This window comes from Paenibacillus woosongensis, assembly GCF_009725165.1.
Classification (GTDB): Bacteria; Bacillota; Bacilli; order Paenibacillales; family Paenibacillaceae; genus Fontibacillus; species Fontibacillus woosongensis.
Genome location: NZ_WNZW01000001.1, coordinates 1,268,383 through 1,287,975, shown reverse-complemented (window position 1 = coordinate 1,287,975; position 19,593 = coordinate 1,268,383). Strand labels below are relative to the sequence as shown.

21 protein-coding genes are annotated in these 19,593 nt (G+C 48.4%); 18 read left to right on the top strand and 3 right to left on the bottom strand.

Annotated elements, in window-relative coordinates; genetic code table 11:
- Positions 1-53 precede the first annotated feature (53 nt).
- The 7 genes from GNP95_RS05980 to GNP95_RS05950 all read left to right on the top strand — a co-directional run bounded on the left by GNP95_RS05980 (position 54) and on the right by GNP95_RS05950 (position 6,524).
- Positions 54-599, top strand: a complete 546-nt coding sequence (locus tag GNP95_RS05980) for a hypothetical protein (protein WP_196427083.1) — start codon at positions 54-56, stop codon at positions 597-599.
- Between the two features lie 266 nt (positions 600-865).
- Positions 866-2,734, top strand: a complete 1,869-nt coding sequence (locus GNP95_RS05975) for an ABC transporter ATP-binding protein (protein WP_155609886.1) — start codon at positions 866-868, stop codon at positions 2,732-2,734.
- 138 nt (positions 2,735-2,872) lie between these two features.
- Positions 2,873-3,823 (top strand): ABC transporter ATP-binding protein, encoded by a 951-nt coding sequence (locus tag GNP95_RS05970; RefSeq protein WP_155609885.1) that lies wholly within the window; start codon positions 2,873-2,875, stop codon positions 3,821-3,823.
- The gene (locus tag GNP95_RS05965; protein ID WP_155609884.1) at positions 3,816-4,574 is read left to right on the top strand and encodes an ABC transporter permease; all 759 of its coding nucleotides are present in this window, start codon (positions 3,816-3,818) and stop codon (positions 4,572-4,574) included. Before GNP95_RS05970 ends, GNP95_RS05965 begins: the two co-directional genes overlap by 8 nt.
- Before the next feature lie 45 nt (positions 4,575-4,619).
- Positions 4,620-5,012 (top strand): GntR family transcriptional regulator, encoded by a 393-nt coding sequence (locus tag GNP95_RS05960; RefSeq protein ID WP_213594225.1) that lies wholly within the window; start codon positions 4,620-4,622, stop codon positions 5,010-5,012.
- 37 nt (positions 5,013-5,049) lie between these two features.
- The gene (locus tag GNP95_RS05955) at positions 5,050-5,766 is read left to right on the top strand and encodes an ABC transporter ATP-binding protein (protein WP_155609883.1); all 717 of its coding nucleotides are present in this window, start codon (positions 5,050-5,052) and stop codon (positions 5,764-5,766) included.
- A complete protein-coding gene (locus tag GNP95_RS05950) occupies positions 5,766-6,524 on the top strand; it encodes a hypothetical protein (protein ID WP_155609882.1) in 759 nt (252 codons plus the stop codon). The genes GNP95_RS05955 and GNP95_RS05950 overlap by 1 nt, the downstream gene beginning before the upstream one ends.
- A 16-nt stretch (positions 6,525-6,540) precedes the next feature.
- Here GNP95_RS05950 and GNP95_RS05945 read toward each other — a convergent pair whose 3' ends face one another.
- Together GNP95_RS05945 and GNP95_RS05940 are read right to left on the bottom strand one after the other, a co-directional pair.
- Positions 6,541-7,248, bottom strand: coding sequence for a hypothetical protein (locus tag GNP95_RS05945; protein WP_155609881.1), 708 nt, complete (start codon positions 7,246-7,248; stop codon positions 6,541-6,543).
- 171 nt (positions 7,249-7,419) lie between these two features.
- On the bottom strand, positions 7,420-8,133 hold the full coding sequence (locus tag GNP95_RS05940) for a DUF1129 family protein (RefSeq protein WP_155609880.1): 714 nt from the start codon (positions 8,131-8,133) through the stop codon (positions 7,420-7,422).
- A 248-nt stretch (positions 8,134-8,381) separates the two neighbouring features.
- On the opposite strand from GNP95_RS05940, the gene GNP95_RS05935 reads away from it, so the two are divergent.
- The 8 genes from GNP95_RS05935 to GNP95_RS05900 all read left to right on the top strand — a co-directional run bounded on the left by GNP95_RS05935 (position 8,382) and on the right by GNP95_RS05900 (position 16,220).
- Entirely contained in the window at positions 8,382-8,603 is a 222-nt protein-coding gene (locus GNP95_RS05935; protein ID WP_155609879.1) for a hypothetical protein, read from the top strand.
- 113 nt (positions 8,604-8,716) lie between these two features.
- Positions 8,717-9,547, top strand: a complete 831-nt coding sequence (locus GNP95_RS05930) for an alpha/beta hydrolase (protein ID WP_155609878.1) — start codon at positions 8,717-8,719, stop codon at positions 9,545-9,547.
- Positions 9,548-9,755: 208 nt separating this feature from the next.
- Positions 9,756-10,781 (top strand): DUF3048 domain-containing protein, encoded by a 1,026-nt coding sequence (locus tag GNP95_RS05925; protein ID WP_230873676.1) that lies wholly within the window; start codon positions 9,756-9,758, stop codon positions 10,779-10,781.
- Positions 10,782-10,973: 192 nt separating this feature from the next.
- The gene (locus GNP95_RS05920) at positions 10,974-11,588 is read left to right on the top strand and encodes a DUF47 domain-containing protein (protein WP_155609876.1); all 615 of its coding nucleotides are present in this window, start codon (positions 10,974-10,976) and stop codon (positions 11,586-11,588) included.
- Positions 11,589-11,677: 89 nt separating this feature from the next.
- Complete coding sequence (locus GNP95_RS05915) at positions 11,678-12,667, top strand: inorganic phosphate transporter (protein WP_155609875.1); 990 nt, start codon at positions 11,678-11,680, stop codon at positions 12,665-12,667.
- A 121-nt stretch (positions 12,668-12,788) separates the two neighbouring features.
- Entirely contained in the window at positions 12,789-13,748 is a 960-nt protein-coding gene (gene corA, locus GNP95_RS05910) for a magnesium/cobalt transporter CorA (protein WP_155609874.1), read from the top strand.
- 215 nt (positions 13,749-13,963) lie between these two features.
- Positions 13,964-14,857, top strand: coding sequence for a UTP--glucose-1-phosphate uridylyltransferase GalU (gene galU / locus GNP95_RS05905; RefSeq protein WP_155609873.1), 894 nt, complete (start codon positions 13,964-13,966; stop codon positions 14,855-14,857).
- Positions 14,858-14,969: 112 nt separating this feature from the next.
- A complete protein-coding gene (locus GNP95_RS05900; protein ID WP_155609872.1) occupies positions 14,970-16,220 on the top strand; it encodes a glycosyltransferase family 8 protein in 1,251 nt (416 codons plus the stop codon).
- Between the two features lie 232 nt (positions 16,221-16,452).
- On the opposite strand, the gene GNP95_RS05895 is transcribed toward GNP95_RS05900, so the two are convergent.
- A complete protein-coding gene (locus tag GNP95_RS05895) occupies positions 16,453-17,007 on the bottom strand; it encodes a hypothetical protein (RefSeq protein ID WP_230873675.1) in 555 nt (184 codons plus the stop codon).
- A 206-nt stretch (positions 17,008-17,213) separates the two neighbouring features.
- Between GNP95_RS05895 and GNP95_RS05890 the strand changes: the two genes are divergently transcribed.
- The 3 genes from GNP95_RS05890 to GNP95_RS05880 are packed head-to-tail and all read left to right on the top strand — an operon-like array spanning position 17,214 to position 19,306.
- Positions 17,214-17,504, top strand: coding sequence for a YerC/YecD family TrpR-related protein (locus GNP95_RS05890; RefSeq protein ID WP_148456330.1), 291 nt, complete (start codon positions 17,214-17,216; stop codon positions 17,502-17,504).
- Between the two features lie 2 nt (positions 17,505-17,506).
- Positions 17,507-18,403, top strand: coding sequence for a sirohydrochlorin chelatase (locus tag GNP95_RS05885; RefSeq protein WP_230873674.1), 897 nt, complete (start codon positions 17,507-17,509; stop codon positions 18,401-18,403).
- A 21-nt stretch (positions 18,404-18,424) separates the two neighbouring features.
- Entirely contained in the window at positions 18,425-19,306 is an 882-nt protein-coding gene (locus tag GNP95_RS05880; protein WP_155609870.1) for a diacylglycerol kinase, read from the top strand.
- Positions 19,307-19,593 lie beyond the last annotated feature (287 nt).

The following is a 19,593-nucleotide window of genomic DNA, read 5'->3' as shown; positions in this document are numbered from 1 at the left end:
CAATATTTACGATGTGGACATGTATTATTTGTATTCTTTTTGCCATTGTCTTCTTGTATAAAAAAGTACAAAGCATAACGATGAGTGTGAATAATACTAACATGAACACGAACACAAACACAAACATGCATCCAGTTATTAATGATCTATTTCTGCCTTTAAGTGATTATGGATTAGAACAGGGGGAGTTATTTCCTGTACTTCAATTTACAGAGGTTTCCGGTAAAATGATTAATTTGACTGAACGAAATAGCAGGGGACTAATCATAGTTTATCTGTCAGTTAATTGCAAAATATGTGAGAGTGTTTACCAGGGTCTAAAATTGTTTTCTGAGCGCCACCCATACTATGATCTAACAATATTTATGGAATCGCCTACACCTGAAGAAGTTATTCAAAAAGCAAAAATTCTTCAAATCAAACATCCAATTTATCACTTGACTGAAGCAGATTTAACGATTACAAGAACACGGAAATTTCCCTTTGCTTACTATATTTCTCCTGAAGGTATTGTTATGTCTAAGGGGGTCATTAATGATGGATTGAGAGACCTGGATATACTTCTTAAAATCGGCGCACAGGTTCGTGAAGCATCCTAGAATTTATTAAAAATATAGAAAGGAGGTGATAGCTAATGACATATTGTAATACTGCTTCAACTTGTACTTCAAGTATCTGTAGTCCTTACGGTATTAAAATCAGAGAATACAATGAATACTGTCGTATTTATAATTCGAATAATCAAATTATCGATACGACATCCAGAACGTGGTATGTATGTGAATGCTAATTTTCTTTGTAACTAAGGATACACATTATGTGTATCCTTAGCCTTATAAATTTATGATTTGAAAGAGGCTAATTCATGATGCTAAACGATAAGGAGTTACAAAGTACGGGTACTGATAAAATCAGAAAATATAAGTTAACAGTGCAATACATAAAAAAAATGCTTCTCATTGTTTGGTCCATCGATCCATTCTTACTCTGTACAACCCTCTTGTTAAGGATCTCTCAGGCTCTTATTCCGGTATTGCAGACATGGTTAACTCTTCAGTTGGTAAACCAAATTACTTTGCTGCTAGAAAAAGGATCTCCTTATATATTAAATCCTCTTAGCACATTATGGTTACAGTTGTTAGTATTTATGGCTTCTGCCGGAATTAAAGCATGTGATCGATACGTTCTATCCAAATTAAGAATTAAAACCCAATATCATTTTGATCAACTAATAGCTGAAAAATCATCTAAAATACCGCTAATTCATATGGAGAGTTCAGATTACTACGATCATTTTTATCGAATTTCAGGGAATTCTGTTAGAGTGATTAATCTTATTGATAATGTATTTTCTATTTTACAGAATACGGTCATGTTATTTAGTATGTTAATTTTAATGGCTGCTGTTCATTGGGGGCTTGCATTAGGAGTATTGTTATTGATTATTCCTTCTCTAATTGTGAATATTACAATGGGGAATTTAAGATATCGGCAAATGTTAGAGCAGACTCCCGTCGAAAGAAAAACGGGATATTTACTAGATTTGTTGAGTTCTAGGTTAACAGCGAAGGAATTGCGAAGTTTTAATCTATCTAAATATTTTATAGACAGATGGAGTAAATTATTTTGGAAAAATGGATATGAAAAATTATATTTGGAAAAGAAAACATCGGTATCTGTTTTTGTTGTAGATGCATTTGGAATATTAGTAACAGGAACAGTAATGATTTTACTTATTTGGTTAGGAGCTATAGGGAAGTTAACTATGGGAGCATATGTAGCAATGACCCAGACACTAACCACTGTACAACGGGGATTGGAAGATATCGCCTTCAGAATGGGAGCCATTTACGAAGATTCTTTATTCTCCAACCCCTTGTTCACGTTTTTGGAACTACCAGAGGAGGATCATGCTGGGAGAGTGTTTTCTTTTCCAAATAAAATATTTAAGGGTATTCAAGTCAGGAACCTATCATTTAAGTATCCTAAACAGAATGTAAAGGCATTAGAAAATGTTAGCTTTCATATCAATCAAGGAGAGAAAATAGCAATTGTCGGTGAGAATGGCAGTGGCAAAACGACGTTAATAAAATGTTTGCTTGGATTATATCCAGCGACAGAGGGAGAAGTATTAATCGATGATATTGATATCCGGCAAATAAACTTAACTGAGCTTCGAAATCATATCACGGTTTTGTATCAAGATTTTGTTCAATACCAATTTAGTGCGGAGGAAAATATTGGGGTTGGGAGAGTCGATAAAATGATGGATAAGGAGATGATATTTCGAGCGGCTGAAAAAGGAGGGGCGCTTGGTTTCATTAAGGATTTAAAATTAGGTTTCGATACTCAATTAGGACCCTATTTTTCAGGAGGAGTGGAGTTATCTTTAGGGCAATGGCAAAAGATGGCGATAAGCCGGGCTTTTTTTCGTGACGCTCCAATTGTAATTTTGGATGAACCTACTGCTGCCCTAGATCCATTGGCTGAAGCTGCAATATTTGATCAGTTCATGACACTATCTAAAGGAAAAACAGCTATTTTTATTTCTCATCGTCTAGGCAGTTGCCGAAATGCTGATCGAATTATTGTTATGAAAGAAGGAAAAATTGTTGAATCTGGTAACCATAATGAGTTGATTCAATTGCAAGGAGAATATCACAGGATGTTTCAGGCTCAATCCAAGTGGTATGTTCAGGAGGAAAAGGCGGAGTTTAGCGGGGAATTTCGATAATAAACAGTTCTTGTCAGTCTAGCGCTGGAGAGATACGCTCCCCGGCGTATTTTTTTTGTGAAAAATTAAAAAGGGCTTTACAGTAATTATTCACTAGTGTACTATTCAACTATAACACTAGTACAAGGGAGTGGGATTATGAGCATACACGAACTAAAGACATATCCTACGGTGCTTTCGGTGAACCAGGTCAGCAAGAAAATCGGAGGCAAGCTGCTCGTGAACCGATTGTCCTTCGATATTCATAAAGGGGAAATCGTCGGGCTGCTGGGTCCTAACGGAGCGGGCAAGACGACGACGATTCGGATGATCGTCGGGTTAATTTCTATGAGCGAGGGCGATATTTTTGTCATGGATAAGAGCATTCGCCGGAATTTCACCGAAGCGATTGCCCATATCGGCGGGATCATAGAGAATCCGGAGTTCTACCGGCATATGAGCGGCTATGATAATTTGAAGCAGTATCAGCGGATGGCGGAGGGCATTACAGAGGAACGAATCATGGAAGTGGCGAAGCTCGTCGGGCTCGAGCAGGCGCTGCATAAGAGGGTAAAGGCATACTCGCTCGGCATGCGCCAGCGGCTTGGAATTGCGCAGGCGCTGCTGCACCGGCCTTCAATCCTTATCCTGGATGAGCCGACGAACGGCCTGGATCCGGCAGGCATTCGGGAAATGCGGGATTATTTGAAGCAAATCGCCCGGGATGAGGGGATCGCGATTCTGGTCTCCAGCCATTTGCTGTCGGAGATGGAGCTGATGTGCAGCCGGGTCATTGTCATCCAGCAAGGCGAGCTCGTGACGGTGCGAAGCCTCGAAGAGCATCAAAGTGAAACAGAGTACGCCAAACTGAAGCTGCGGGTTGATGATGCCGTGCGGGCTAAGGAAAGACTGCAGCGGATGGAGGAAGTTATTATCACAGGAATAGCGCCGGAGAGCAAGGAAATCGCGGTTACCGTTCGGGAATGTTATATACCTCGCATGGTACAGGCGCTGGGCGAGGAGCGGATCGGGCTGTACCGCATGGAAGAGAGCCGGGAATCGCTGGAAGACGAATTCCTTAAATGGACGGGAGGAAATTACATTGCGTAGCTTTGGTAAATTAGTGTGGAATGAATGGCTCAAAATGTTCAAGAAGCGCAGCTTCTTCGTGCCATATGCGATTATAGCAGCCTTCATTATTTTCTTGGCTTATATGACGCAATTTATGGGCGGGCTGCAAAGCGTCCTCACGGCTCCGCAGTTTGCGCAGGCGGTTATCTCGAAGAATGGTCTTGGACAATTCCTTGTGATGCTGAGCATCATCTGCACGGCGGGCGTCGTCTCCAAGGAGTTCAGCGGCGGAACGATCAAGCTGCTGTTGATCCGTTCGGTCAGCCGCAGCAAAATTCTGGCTTCCAAGTATGCGATCGTGCTGCTGTATTCATTATCGCTAACCCTGTTTGCACTAATCGTCGGCCTGGTCACGGGCAGCGTGATGTTTGGCTTCTCAGACATGGCCGGGTTCGGCAATCTGCTTAGCGCCACTCTGTACCATGCTGTATACATGGCCATTTATGTGACCGCCGCGTTTATGCTCGGGACGCTAACCCGGTCGAGCGGAGCGACGATTGGCATCGGCATGACGCTGCTGATGCTGGAAGGGCTCGTCGTTGCCCTGCTGTCCAAATATTCGTTCGTGAAATATCTGCTGTTCACGAATGCCGATTTGTCGGTATATGCAAATGGCCGGCCGCCATTTGAGGGGATGACTATGGCTTTTTCGCTCATCGTATTGGCTGTTTACATGTTCTTGTTTCTCGGGGCCAGCTTTGTTACGTTTAAGAAGCGTGATGTCGCCTAAGGGGCATTGCCCCATGGGATAGGGCGGAAAGGGGTACGACACATTGTGAGTATTGAATTTGATAATAACTTGCCGATTTATTTGCAGATCATGGACTATATCAAAAGAGAAATTGTGACGGGCAAGCTGAAGGCGGGAGACAAAATTCCGTCGGTCCGCGAGCTTGCTGTGGAGCTGCAAATCAATCCGAATACCGTGCAGCGGACGTTCCAGGAGCTGGAGCGGGAAGCGATTGTAGAGACTAGAAGAGGGTTAGGAAGATACGTGACAAGTGAGGAATCGAAAATTATGAGGATTAAAAAGGAAATGGCCGGAGATTTGCTGGAACGATTCATCCACGGGATGCAGGAGCTCGGATTCTCAAGCGAGGATATCGCTGCAATCGTTACTGAAGCGGTTCAAGGCGAGGCCAGCGAACTACAACGTTCAAACGATTGATATTGCTGAGCAGAGGCATGAGCAAAGAATCATCAGTATGAGAAGGGGAACGATTATCGTGGAAAATATACTGGAATTTCAAAGTGTATCCAAATCCTATGGTTCCAAAAAAGCATTGCACGAGGTGTCATTCACCGTCGGGGCCGGTAAAATCGTAGGCCTCTTGGGAACGAACGGCAGCGGCAAAAGCACGATCATGAAAGTTGCGGCCGGTCTGATCCAGCCGTCGCAGGGAACGGCTGCGGTTCTTGGGACTCCCGCCGGCCTGAAGACGAAATCGGACGTGTCCTTTATGCCGGATCAGCCGTTGACGGAATCCTGGATGAAGGTCCGTGATGCAGTAAGGTTTTACCAGGATTTCTATCATGATTTTGACGAAGAGAAGGCGCGCCGGATGCTCGACTTCATGAACCTGAATGAAAAGGAGCGAATCACCTCCTTGTCCAAAGGGATGAACGAGCGGCTGCATCTGACCTTGACTTTATCTAGAAATGCCAAGCTGTACTTGCTGGATGAGCCGATCGGCGGGGTGGATCCGGTAGCCCGGGATAAAATTCTCGATGCAATCGTCGAATTCTATAACGAGGACAGCAGTCTGCTGATCTCTACCCATCTCGTGCGGGATATTGAACGGATTTTTGATGAAGTGATTTTTATCCGCGAGGGTGAAGTCGTGATGCAGCAGGAGGTAGAAGAGCTGCGGATGAAGTATGGAAAAAGCGTAGATGACATGTTCAAAGAGGTGTATGCGTAATGTTGAAGCTGCTTAAGTACGATTGGAAGCGAAATGCGAATTTGTCGCTGGGGCTGCTCGCTGTGCTGGTTTTTCTGCAAATCGTCATCGGGGTCGTAGGCAATGTCAGGGGTTGGGAGCAATCGATCATATTTGTCCTCTCCTTTATGTTGTATACGATGACCGGGATCATTCTAATCATCATCGCCTCCAAGACGTTCGAGAATAATATAAAGGCTTATAGCCGCAGGCTGCTGCCGGTTCGTCCGGTCTGGACGGCCGTATCCAGCATCGTGCTGTGGTGGCTGTTTACTGCAGTGTTAGCGGGAATCGTCTTGCTCCACTATTATATTTATGTTAGTTTGGTCCATTCGACCCCGGTGTGGCCGGAGGAAATGATGGTAACCAGCCTGCTGGAATTGTTTAAATTCATCTTCGCCATCTTCTGGACGCTCACCTATTTGATGCTGATGATCCTCTTGTCGATGACGATCGGGGCCAGCGTCAGCCTGCGCGGCAAAGCCGGCACATGGGTGGGGATCATAGCATTTTTTGTAATTCAATATGTATTAAGCCTTGTAGAGAGCGCGCTGTTCGGCGGATTTGACGCGAAGCTGTTTAGCATAGGTGTTATACAATCCTCCAATGATTCCATTAACGCCCAGGTCATGTCGAGCGCGCCGATGCTGCAGATAGGGCAGCTGCTGTTTGATGGAGCTATGTTTGCCTTGATGCTGCTGCTGATCAACTATTTATTGAGCAAGAAGGTTGAAATATAGAAGAGCCCATTCGCATTTACTCGATGGGCTCCAGGCTGATCGATCTAACTCTGAGATCCGATCCGTATTCCAGGATGGCGTTTACGGCAAACGCTGCGGGGGAGACGCTTCCCGGGACAGTAGCGGTAATTACGCCGTCGGCAGCGCTGTATCCGATGAACGAGCCGAACGAAACCTCCTCATTCCAGAGTACTGCATCCGACTCGAGGTAGTTTTGTTCCACCTGATCGGTATCTGTCGTCACGCTGACCCTGACTTGGTTCTGCTCATGCTGGATAGCAGAGGTTACCTGGTCTTTAATGGCCTGAAGAGGGTCTTCAAGCGACAGCTCAGACAAGTCCTCCTTGCTCAGCACATGGATTTCCTGTTCGTTCATTCCTGTTCCGTAGCTCGTGGTCAGGATAATAATGATTTCATGCTGCTCGTCGCGATTAATGTCTGCGATATGAACGGCGGGATAATATGTCTTGTTCGTGACATTGGTCCAATCGAAATATTTGCTGACCTGGCCGGCCTGAACGGTAAGCCCTCTGAAAACATCCGAATCCGTATGCTTAGAAGCGGAAATAATCACGTCATTTGCTTTGACCAGATGGATCAGGCCCTCATCCGGCGCAGAGGCCGCATTATCGCCGGCGGCGTTCTCGCTGGCATGGCCGCAAGCGGAAAGCGTAAAGGCGATCAACATAAATAATATGCATTTATTTAAATATTGGATAAGCACACTGAGCAACTCCTTCAATTAAAAATCTCATTGTGTAGTATACATGATGCAGGAATTGCAAATGTATCTAAATGGTCATCGCTTTGTCAATGTTTTGGCATACACAGCTTAAAGGCCAAGCAGGATGTGCTGCTTGGCCCCTTTGTGTGTACTGTGCCCAGTAGAATGGTATTAAGACTTGCTCTTTCGGCCGAAAATCAGCTTATTGCCGATAATGCCAACCATGAAAATGATAAGGCTGTCCCAAGGTGAGACGGTGAAGGCGGGCAGCAGCCAGTTTAATCCAAGGCCGACTACGGCCACGGCTGCGACAATTCCGATATACACCCCGAATGTCTTCGGGTCGAATTTCGCTGGCTGGGGTTTGGTATGCTCCTGCCCCTGCTCTTGCTCTGCTTTGCGCTTCGTTCCCGGGCCGAGATACCGGGTAACCCCTTCGACAAGCGCGATCGAGAGAACGGCGATGACAAGCAGCGAAGCTGTGCTGATCCGGGTGTATTCCAGTTCTCCGCCAAACCATTTGCTGAAGAAGCCAGTGAGCATGTAAATAAAGAATACCCAAGTCAGAGCGACCCAGGGAATCATCGTATAATATTTGATTTTTTCCTTCAAGGTTCGCGGCTTTTTCATCATGACGTCATCCGCAAGCTGCTCGCAGTAAGCTCTCGGATCGTCGCCGAATAATTCGGCAGCGGAAATATTCTTTTCTTGATTTTTAATAATGCGCCGGGCTAGCTCTAGAAGAACTTCTTCACCCTTGGCCTCCGTCAGCGAACTGGAACCGGAGCGAAAATACATCACCATTTCTCCGAAATAAGCCTCATTAGCCGGGGACATCTGCCCTCTTAATTGATTCGTCTCTCTGATCATTTCGTGAATGTACATGAATCTCTCCTTCCAGGCGGATTGGCTAATTATGCAATCTCCCAATTCTGTGTGTGAATTACCGATTTTCTCCAGTAGTATACTGTATATTTCACGTCTCCCGCAAGGGTCCTCGGAAGTGTCGCCGGAGTGAGTCTGGAGAATCACCGAAGGAGCTGGAATAAAAATACGCCGTCCCTCCAACACTATAAAGCAGGAAGAAATGAGCGGCATTTCTTCCAAGATTACAAGAAGCGAGGTGCACAGCCATGGGAAAGTTCCACTCGGAGCTGACTCGGAAATATTTGCTGAATAGCCAATCGAGGGGCAGTCTTGAAGAAGTGACGGAGATTGATGCCGAGGAGAAATTCGCGGCTCAGGAGCAGCCGCTGCAGGACGAGGAGCCATGGCTTGCCGGGGACATACCGGGGGGCGGCTCCAGCGAAGGCCAGGAGTTGACCCAAAACTATTTTCGGCAGTATTATGATTAATTCAGGAAACGATTGACACTCAGCCTCCTGAGATGCTAAGATAAGTTTATAATTCATATTAAACTTATCGGATTAATTGATATATTGCATGGCATAAAGGGAGGCTTGAGTGGATGGAACGGCAAATCGTGATTAATCATGGAGAAGAGAAAATAACGGCCAGTATTCATTACCCAGGCGAGACGGGCAAGAGAGAGGGGCGCTGCAAGGACCGCGTGCCGCTGATCATCATCTGCCATGGATTCGTCGGCAGCCGGATTGGCGTGGATCGCTTGTTTGTGAAGGCGGCCCGCGAGCTGGCCGCCGAGGGCAATCTAGTTGTCCGGTTCGATTATATCGGCTGCGGAGAGAGCAGCGGAGAGTACGGACAGGAAGGCATTGACTCCATGATTGCCCAGACGCGCACGGTTCTGGATTACGGATTAAGCTGCGGGGACATTGATCCGACGCGGGTCATTCTTATCGGGCACAGCCTCGGAGGCGCGATCGCACTTCTTACCGCCGTGCGCGACCGCCGCGTCAAGAAGCTTATTCTGTGGTCTTCTGTCGGCTATCCTTTCAATGACATCGTTAAAATTACGGGCCGGAACGTCTACGATGAAGCGCAGGAGAAAGGTGTCGCCGATTATCTCGGTTACGGATTCAGCCCGGTGTTCTTTGACTCGCTTGGCACCTATCAGCCGTTCCAGGAGGCGATTAAGTTTAGCGGGGACGTGCTTGTTATTCACGGCACTTCAGATGATGCAATCCCCGTCGATTATGCGTTCCTGTTCCAGAAGGTATTCTGGATGCGTCCGGAAGGCCGCTGCGATAAGGAAATTATTTTTCAGGCTGATCACACCTATTCCTCCGGCGAGCATCGCAGTCAATTGCTGCTGAAGACGAAGGAGTGGCTGAATCAGCTGGAAGCTGTCCAGAGCGACTGGCAGCACTGGATGATATAGTAAGGCGTCTGATACAGGATAATTCATATCCGCAGGACTCTCAAGCACAGTGCCGTAAACAACGGCACTGTTTTTTCTTTGGCTGAAGTCTTTTCGACATATGGACAATCAGCGTATAATATGAGGAAAAACATGGTGCTCGGAGGATATGATTTTGAAATACTCAAATAGATCGAAACGATCGAAACATGCGCTGCTGCTCTTATTGTTGTCTAGCTTATTTATTATACCCGCTTGCGGGCAAGGGAAAGCTGCCGTCATAGGCGGGAACGAGGTAGAGGACATCCCTGTGCAAATGGAGGAGCCGGTTGTGGAGGAACCGCCGGTAGTCTTTAAGGCGCCGCTGACCGGCCTTCCGGTAGAGGACCCAATTACCCGGAGGCCGTTCGCAGTAATGATTAACAACGCCCCGGCCGCCAGGCCGCAATCCGGCTTGGGACAAGCGGATATCGTGTATGAAGTTCTGGCGGAGGGCGGGGTGACCCGGATGATCGCCATCTATCAAAGCGGTGACGAGACGATCCGGATTGGTCCGGTGCGCAGCATACGCCCTTATATGATCGATCTTGGTGAAAGCCATCACGCCGTCACTGTCCATGCGGGAGCCAGCAATGACGCGTTTGCCATACTTCAGCAGCAGCGCAAGGAGGATCTCGATGAGATTACGAATGCTGGTGCATATTTCTGGCGGGATAAATCGCGGAAGGCTCCTCATAACCTGTATACCAATTTGGAGCAGCTGCTGGAGGGAGCGGCCAAACGGGGTTATGCAACCGAGCAAGAGGAGGCTGTTCCGACCTATCCATTCCGCAATGAAGAGGACCCGGGAGAAGGATTGCCGGCCGGACAGGTCGAGGTTAAATTTCAACTTAATAATTATCGGGTAACTTATGAATATGATCCCGGTACGAAGTTGTACAAACGATTCATTAACGATGCGCCGCATAACGATCTCGATACAGGCACCCAGTTGACTGCGGCCAACGTTGTTATTATGGGAGCAGACCATAAAGTGCTGGACGATGTTGGCCGACTGGCTGTGAACCTGGAAACGGGCGGAGAAGCGGTTATTTTTCAGCGCGGGAACATGATTCGCGGCCAGTGGATACGGAAATCTGGCGATATTATCCGTTTTGTGAAGGATAATGCGGAAATTCCATTTTACCCTGGAGTTACATACATTAACGTTGTGCCAAATGAACCGGGATTTGACAGTCGTTTTACGGCTGAATGAGTCGAAGAATAGGAAAGTATTGCATTCTCATGCAATATAAGGGATAGGAACCGCTAACAAAGGGGTATTATAATGTGAAGACGTGAAATGTTTGTAACAAAAGTATTCACGTTGTCGCTAATTGTGTTAAGATATTCAGGGTTATGTCATCCGAGTGTATCAGAAACACATGCAGAGAAAAGGGGATAAGAGATGCGAGCGAAAAAGAAGGATATCTTTTTCCAGACGTTAGAAAATATGGCGGATACGATCGTGCATTCGGCGGATTATTTCGCCCAGCAGGTATCGGAGCTTAAGGATGTAGAGCAATTCGCAAAGCAAATGAAGGAATTTGAGTCGAAATGTGACGGTTTTACGCACACGATTATTGTCGAACTGAACAAAACGTTTATTACACCGATTGAACGCGATGACATCATGAACCTGACGACGACGCTCGACGATGTGATGGATGGATTGGAAGCAACGACTTCCCGCTTCTTCATGTATCATTTGAGCGAGCCGGACGAGCATATTGTTCAATTTGCGGAAATACTGCGTACCTCTGCTTATGAAATTCAAAAAGCAGTACATTTGCTATCCCAGAAGAAGCTGCTGGCGATTCGCGAGCATACGATTCGTCTGAACGATCTCGAGAACCAGGGGGACGAGCTGCTGCGTATATGCATTAAAGAGCTGTTCGCTAAAGTAACCGATCCGATCGTTCTGATTAAGAAAAAGGAAATCTACGAACGTCTCGAAACGACGACAGATGCGTGCGAGCACGTTGCCAATATGCTGGAATCCATTATCATGCGCAATTCATAAAATAACTTCGCTTTATCATTCAATTTTTCGGGAGGTTGGAATTGCGCGGATGATATACAAATACAACGATCTGTGCAATAAATGAGACTATGGATACGAGTTTAATCATCATACTGATTGTCATCTTTCTGGCGCTGGCCTTCGACTTCATCAACGGGTTCCATGATACCGCCAATGCGATCGCGACCTCGGTGTCTACGCGTGCGCTGAAGCCGCGTACGGCGATTATGCTGGCTGCCATCATGAACTTCGTGGGAGCCATGATGTTTACGGGCGTGGCAAAGACGATAGGCGGAAGCGTAGCCGATCCGGCCAAGCTGGATAACGGTCTGGAGATCCTTGTCGCAACATTGCTCGCCGCGATTATATGGAATTTGGTTACCTGGTGGTTCGGTATCCCTTCCTCATCTTCGCATGCTCTGATCGGTGCTCTTGCCGGGGCGGTATTCGTTGGCGCCGGCTCGGAGAACTTGAATTGGGGCGGGTTTACGACGATTATTCAAGGACTTATATTCTCTCCGCTGATTGCTTTTGCAATGGGGTATGTCGTAATGATGATTCTGAAATGGGTATTTGCGAAGCGCAGCCCGCATACGGTCAATAAAGGGTTCCGCTCGATGCAGGTCGTTACGGCGGCCATTCAAGCGTTCACGCACGGTACCAACGACGCTCAGAAGGCGATGGGGATTATTACCTTTGCCCTGGTTACAGCCAATTATCAGGATAATATGGATGTACCTTTATGGGTTAAGATCGCGGCAGCAACAGCGATGGCACTAGGCACATCGGTCGGCGGCTGGAAGATCATCAAGACGATGGGGACGAAAATATTCAAGATTGAGCCTGTTAACGGGTTCGCGGCCGATCTGTCGGCGGCATCGGTTATTTTCGGCGCCACGCTATTCCATTTGCCGGTGAGCACGACACATGCCATTACTTCCGCGATCCTTGGTGTAGGATCAGCCAAACGCTTCTCGGCGGTTAAATGGGGAGTTGCCGGACGAATCGTCATCGCCTGGGTGATTACGATTCCGATTGTAGCCGTCCTTGCCGGGCTAATATATATCATACTGTTCTAGATTGTAACGAAAAAGCCAATCACTTAGGGTTTATGCCGAGGGTTGGCTTTTTTTTATAGATTATGTTTGGCGACAAATGATAAATGATAATAAATACGGAAGCGGGCAAGGAGGGCGGAGCATGCTGCGAATCATGGGCGTTACGCGAGATCATAAAGTAAAGGCGGATCTATCGCTGGAAGATGTCCGTCTGGGACAATATGTTTGGTGCTGGGTGGACTTCAATGAACCGTCGGCAGAGGAATCGGAGCTGCTTGCTTCCTTCTTTGAATTCCATCCTCTGGCTATTGAAGATTGCCTGCACGTCCTGCAGCGGCCGAAGCTGGATTATTATGAGGATTATCAATTTCTCGTTCTGCACGCGATGAATCCGGACACCTTGAGCACGGTAGAGGTTGATTTGTTCATCGGCAGCAGCTACCTTGTGTCTTACCACAAGAAGCCGCTAAACGAGGTGGACCAAGCATGGGAGAACATGCTGAGCGGGACGCATAACCGCAAAATCTGGTCCCAGGGGCCTTATGCTGCCGCTTATATGATCATCGACAGCCTGGTGGATAATTATTTTCCGTGTGTATATTCCATTGAGGACGATCTGGATGAATTGGAAAAGCTGGGGGGCCGTGAGTCAGTGGAGGTTCTGCTGAATCAAGTGTTTACGCTGCGGAGCCGTCTGCTCAAGCTGCGGCGCACGATCGTACCGATGCGGGATTTGATGTACCGCGTTCTGAACTCTCAGCATATCCAGGGAGAGAAGGAGCCGAGAGTGCACTTCTCGGACATCTATGATCATCTGCTGAAGCTGTCGGAAATGATTGACAGCAACCGTGAGATGACGGCCGATTTGAGGGATTCCTATATTTCGCTCAATTCCAACCGGATGAACGGCATCATGAAGACGCTGACGGTTATTACGACAGTGTTCATGCCGCTTACGCTGATAGCGGGTATTTACGGGATGAACTTCGTGAACATGCGTGAGCTGGAGTGGCACTATGGCTATTATGGCGTGCTTACCCTAATGGGCGTACTCAGCATCTGGATGGTACTCAGTTTTATGCGGCGGGGCTGGTTCAAGTAATGGAGGAAGTTCTGAAGCATTTATGAACATCAATTATAGTTCAGTTCCAAAGACGGTCATTACCCAAATTAAGGCGGGAAATGACCGTCTTTTGTTGTAGCGCTGGACGGGCATTCAATTATTTTTTTCCGGATTAGATAGATGTCCACTATACAATTGCTTTTCTGGCATACGATGAGATCATATACAACTGCACTATAAAGGAGGAGGACCACTTGAAGATTCGTAAGGCGATCATACCAGCAGCAGGCTTCGGAACACGGCTTCTTCCAGTAACCAAAGCAATCCCCAAGGAAATGCTTCCGATTATTGATAAACCAACGATTCAATTCATTATCGAGGAAACGGCAGCGGCTGGAATCGAGGAGATTCTGATTGTCACCGGCAAAGGGAAGAAGGTTATCGAGGACCATTTTGATTCGGCACATGAGCTTGAATACATCCTGGAACAGAAGGGAAAGTTTGAAGAGCTTCGCAAGGTCAGAGAGTTTGCTGGTCTGGCAGACATTCATTATATCCGCCAATCCGAGCCGAAAGGGCTGGGCCATGCGATTCATCTGGGCAGAAAGTTTGTTGGTAGAGAGCCCTTTGCTGTTCTGCTGGGAGATACCTTCTTCCAGTCAGAGCCTCCGGCACTGAAGCAGTTGATCGAAGGCTTCGACAGATTCCAGACTTCCATTCTGGGAGTTCAAACGGTTCCCGAAGATAAAGTATCCAAATACGGGATTGTAGATGCCAAGCCATTAATTGATGCTTTCGCTTATGTTACTCAATTAATCGAGAAGCCCCAGGCAGGTGCGGCGCCTTCGCGTCTGGCTATGGTAGGCCGTTATATTCTTACGCCATCTATCTTTGATATTCTGGAGAATCAGCCGCCCGGCGTAGGAGGTGAAATTCAGCTCACCGACGCGTTGAACAGGCTCCTGACCAAGGAAGCAGTCTATACTTGCGAGATCAACGGCCGCTGGCATGATGTTGGAGACCCGCTTGGCTATCTTAAGGCTATTCTCGCTATTACTAGGCATCGTGGAGATCTGAAGGATGATCTGCAAGAGGAGATAAGCAGACTGCTGCAAGTCGACAATGATATCCCTAGTTCCGAACAATAGCTATCTACGCATAATCACTAAGCATGAAGGGGCCAAGAGGCCTGATAATAACGAGTAAGGCAATCGTGAACTGCGTTATTGTCTAAAAACCAGGGAGAGGTGTTAAATGTAAATGGTTGAATTGGCTTTAGCATTTACGGATAAGGATGGAAGTTATGCTGAACATGCCGCTGTCGTTCTTACATCAGTCTTCCTCCATACAGGTTCACAAGTTAACGTTCATATTCTTCATGATGAGTCGTTGACCGAAGAGAACAAGCTAAGAATTAAACAACTGGTTACACATTATAATCATACGGTCAATTTCTACTCTGTCGTCTTTCCTCCTGACTTGGCCGAAGTTGTTGAGGGCGCTCAATCAGTTAATACATGGACCCGGGGGAGCATGTACCGTCTGCTCTTGCCTTTTCTCCCCAATATCGGAAAAGTTATTTATCTGGACTGCGATGTGCTGGTAAATCTGGATATTCAAGAGTTATGGAATATCGATTTGAACGGTTACTATTTGGCGGCGGCCCGAGATCCAGGCGTCGCAGGACTCATCGACATACTTCCACCCTTAGGTTTAAATCCGGATAATTACTTCAATTCGGGTGTAATCGTATTTGGACTGGACAATATTCGCCACAATCCGGAATGGTATGACAAGATGAAGGATTTCCTCCGGCTGCATCCCAGCACAACCCTGCCGGACCAGGATGTACTCAATCACGTTTTCGGCAGCAACTATTTACAGCTTGGCGGGGAATTTAACACCTTTAGCTTCAGTAATCCGGATCAAGATTTCAATCATAAAATCGTACATTTTGCCGGCGAGGCGAAATGGTGGGATCCAGCGTCCCCAGGATACGCTCTGTACCAAGAATATCTTAATCTGACACCGTGGAGATTGCCTGAATCGCACTTTGTAGTGCCGCTTGAGAAAAAGGCGGGTACGTGGCCGTCCACCCCCCGGTTGGAACATGAAGAGCCAGCTCAGCCCGAGGATTCTGCGCAGCCGCCTCTGCAGCATGTCGAGAAGCAGCAGCCCGTGCATAAAGTGCATCCGCCACGGCGTCGGCGTATTTACGGTATGAAGAAAACGCGGATGAAGCGGCAATCAAGACTGAAGAAGTCTAGGAGATTAGCGAAACAGAAGCTATTGAAAAGACCTGTAAGGCAGGCCGGCTTCGGAACGCTCAAGCCCTCTCGGCCATATCAGGCAGCACCGGTGCAGCGGAATTACCGATTGAAACCTAAAAGGAGAACGCAGAATTTCTATCCAGGTAAAGTTGCGTCTCCGGGAAGGAGTCAGCGGGTCGAAGCACCACGGCGAAAAATGATTACAGAACCGATTGATAGACGGTACACGCCCGAACCTTAAGCGGGCAGAGAAGGACGATGGCGCATATGGAAAAGTACAGAAATTACCGCAGATTACCGGAAATAGCGAGAACAGCCGATTTGATAGGCACCCTTCGGTCTTTATTAGCTGAAGGCGAGAAAGAAAGAAGGGTGCCCCTATTTCATAGCTATGAATGGGATAAGAAAAAATAGCTGCCGAGACTTCTCGACAGCTCTGCGGCCCCGAATATAATCTAGTGCGGGTTGAAGAATTAGCGGCGGCGTTTCGCTTTTCCGTTGTGTATACGGGAGGAGGAGCGCTTATTGCCTTTCCTGCTGCTCTTCCTGCCGCTTCTATTGCTCCGCCGGCGGCGTCGCGGCCTGAATTCGTCCAACTTGTAGCCGGCCCCCTTGGGTCTGGCTCCTTTGCCGCCGGGGAGAAGACCCGTAATCAGCTTAGCCATTGGCGCAAACTGCTGGACGGTTTGCATGACCTTCTGCACTTTCCCCATCGTAGCAAGTATGCCGTCGATCCCGCCGAGCTTGTCGATCATGCCTTTGAGATCGCCGATGTTCGGGAGAGAGAAGCCCCCGGCGGACTTTGCGGCTCCGGCAGCGGCGGCCGGCAGTACTGCGCTCTCGCCCGCCGCTGCTGCTCCCGCCGCGGCTTGTGGTGGTGAATAAGGAACAAGCGCGGAAGCTTCCGCTGTATTCGTAAGCGACGGCTCATACGGAATAACCCCGGGATAATAATCTGTATAGGTAGAGGGCGTTACGCTTCGATGGGGAGGATAGTAATGAGGCATAATATCACTTTCCTTTTTCAATATTTAGGGTGGAGATAGGCGTTTGTATATTACACTGTATGTGTATCGAATAACGTGTGTATAGACGAATGTCCCGGGTGTGGTGGGCTTTTGTGTATTTTGGGCGTTATTTCTGTGATGCGTGAAATCGTTAACGCTTGAAAAGCAGGCCATAGCTCAGGTACAATGTAGGTGTGTTTATAGTAACCGTAGGGGATGATTAATCAGTGCAACTTAAGAAGTTGAATGATAAAACGATCGACCAATTATTCGAAGCGATTCTTACATTGAAGAATATCGAGGAATGCTACATCTTTTTCGATGATTTATGTACAGTTAACGAAATACAATCTTTGTCCCAGCGCCTGGAAGTGGCGCGCATGCTTGGCAAAGGAAATACTTATAATCAAATCGAGGCGGAGACCGGAGCCAGCACGGCGACGATTTCCCGCGTCAAGCGCTGCTTGAATTACGGCAACGACGGGTACAAGATGACGCTTGACCGTCTGGGGCGCTAAGGATGAAGGAAAGCCTGGATATGCTGCAGGGTGGAAGCGGAGCTTCAGGGCAGGACCATGGGCTGCGGCAAGGGCTGGTTAGCGAGGAGGCGGAATTTACACGAGAGCCGCTTTCGGCGGACGGCCCGCGGCGGCCTGGCGTGCTCGTGATCAGCCACGGTTCTCCAGACGGCCACTGGGTGAATCTGGTGGATGAGGCGGTCGCAGCAGTCAAAGCAGGATTACCGGGGGGGCTTCCAGTGGAAGCCTCTTTCCTTGAAATCGTAGATGGCCGCCTCATTCAGGACGGGATCGACCGGCTGGAGCTTGCTGGCGTCACCGATATGATTGTCATTCCGTTATTTATGTCCTCGGGCAGCACGCATGTGGATGAGATTGCGTATGCGCTTGGGGTTAAGGACACGGCGGATAAGGAGACGGATTTGGAGCATTTTCGCCTCTCTGCGCGCGTGTTCTTTGGCGAGCCTGTAGACGATCACCCGCTGGTTGCCCAAATGATCTGGGATAAGGTCAAGCCATTGTTCCGCGATCCGGAGCGGGAGGCGCTGCTGCTGGTCGGCCATGGCAGCAGGCATGACGGCTTCCGCCAGCGCTGGGAGCAAGGCATCTCCTCCCTGGCGGCACGGGTGAAAGACATCAGCGGCCTTGCCGTGACGGACTATGCGCTTCTAAATCCAGATAGCGTGCATAAGAAGGTCAGTTATTGGCAAGAACGGGGATATGAGGTGGCTATCGCCCCGTTATTCCTAAGCGCAGGTTATTTCACGAAGAAAGAAATCCCTTCCAGACTGGAAGGATTGACATATCGCTACTCGGGAGAAGCGCTGCTTCCCCATCCGCTTTTGCCTCACTGGATGTTGGATCAAATATTGCATATAATGAGGTCAATGAAATTATGATAAACGGGTGGCGTTCATATCATGAAAAGAGCTAGGTTGATTTATAATCCGTCCTCCGGACGAGAGGAAATGCGGCGCTTGCTTCCCGATGTGCTGGATCGCTTGGATCTTGCCGGCATTGAGACATCATGCCATGCTACGACAGGCGAGGGCGATGCTACGCGGGAAGCAGCGGAAGCGGTGCGGCGCGGCTACGATATCATTATTGCGGCCGGCGGCGACGGCACGTTAAATGAAGTGGTGAACGGCATGGCAGGGCTTGAGCATTTGCCGCCGCTCGGCATCTTTCCGATGGGAACGACGAACGACTTCGCCCGGGCTATGGGAATTCCCAAGCGCTGGGAGGATTATTGCGATTTAGTGATTGAGAACAAGACGCGGCCGATTGATATCGGCAAGGTGAATGGCCGCCACTTTATTAATATCGCCGGCGGCGGCTCGCTGACGGAGCTGACGTATGAGGTGCCCAGCAAGCTCAAGACGATGATCGGCCAGTTGGCTTATTATATGAAGGGGATCGAGAAGGTTGCCAGTCTGTCGCCGACGGAGCTAATCATTCGTGCTGATGGGCACGGGGTGCTGGAAGGCGAGTTCATGCTGTTCCTGATTGCGAACAGCAACTCTGTCGGCGGCTTTGAGAAGCTGGCGCCGGATGCGCGAATTGATGATGGCCTGCTGGACGTGATCGCGGTGCGCAAATGCAATCTGGCGGAATTCATCCGCCTGCTGACGATGGCGCTGCGCGGCGATCATTTCAGTGATCCTCGTGTCGTCTATTTCAAGACGACCCGGATGGAGGTCACTTCACCGGGCCTGGTTCAGTTGAACCTGGACGGCGAACTGGGCGGGGAGCTGCCCGGCGTGTTCGAGATTTTGCCGTCGCATTTGCGGATTTTTGCGTAAATACGAGGGTTAGCGGGTTAGGGGATTGGCTGGGCAAGAGGCCAGTGGCAGGTGGGGTTGCATGCTTGTCGGGGAGACCCCTTGGCTGGGTGAAGAGCGTTCGCGCCGGACTGGCTATATCGGACTGGGCGGATTGCAGGTAATAGGATAGTGAAGAGTCGATATTTGGACGGATATAGAGGGGCTGTTTTCCGAAGCATGCAGGATGCGGGGAACAGCCCCGGCTTCATGAAGGTGGCATGATGGAGTCCGGCAGGCTGATGTGTTAGTGGGCTAGGGTGGGCTGG